This window comes from Paenibacillus sp. DMB5, from assembly GCF_001517085.1.
GTDB lineage: Bacteria > Bacillota > Bacilli > Paenibacillales > Paenibacillaceae > Paenibacillus_AQ.
This window is the reverse complement of record NZ_LRAC01000072.1, coordinates 1-607: the sequence shown is the minus strand read 5'-3', so window position 1 is coordinate 607 and position 607 is coordinate 1. Positions and strand designations below refer to the sequence as shown.

The window sequence follows — 607 nt, the reverse complement described above, 5'->3', positions numbered from 1 at the left end:
CGGTTGGTAGTGAAGCGGAGGCGATACCCGAGTTGTTCTGCAGATCGGTAGTGGTGCCGTGTGTGGACATGCGCTGTTTTCTGGGCTCCGACCTGCGCTGTGAATGTTTGAGTCTCTTGACGTGCATATGAGCCCTCAGGGTTTCGGCCTGAGGGCTTTTTCTTGTGCGCCCAGCATGGGCGCACTCCTGCGGGTGCAAGTCCCGCCGTAAGTTGATCACAGCGAACGAAGTGAAGCGCAACTGCGTGAGGGTGACCGAGCGTGGGGAGGAAGCGTGGAGCGTAATCTGCGAGCCGATGAACAAGAACCGGATAGAAGGCGCTATGGAGCAGGGCGAGCGGGCAATGAACCGCAAAGCTCTGGTGATCAAGGCGAAGTGGCGTAGATCCGGCGGTTGTGCAGAGAAGGAGTGCGTTCTTACCTGGGGAGATCTCGCCTCGATCCTGAAGGGGTAACGGCGTCGAGCCGGAGCGAGAAGTCAGCAGAGGCCGTAGTAGTTTTTTTTTTGACGAAGGGCCGAACGAGAGAGAGTGCGATAGGCCATCCTGATGCGACATGACCTGAAGTCAGATGCTCACCAGAAGGTGGGGCGGGCGCAGGCGATGGA

Annotated in this window: 1 protein-coding gene; it reads left to right on the top strand. The window is 58.5% G+C overall.

Annotation, left to right across the window (positions count from 1 at the left end):
- Positions 1-251: 251 nt before the first annotated feature.
- Entirely contained in the window at positions 252-455 is a 204-nt protein-coding gene (locus AWJ19_RS35665) for a hypothetical protein (protein WP_198536505.1), read from the top strand.
- Positions 456-607: the final 152 nt, after the last annotated feature.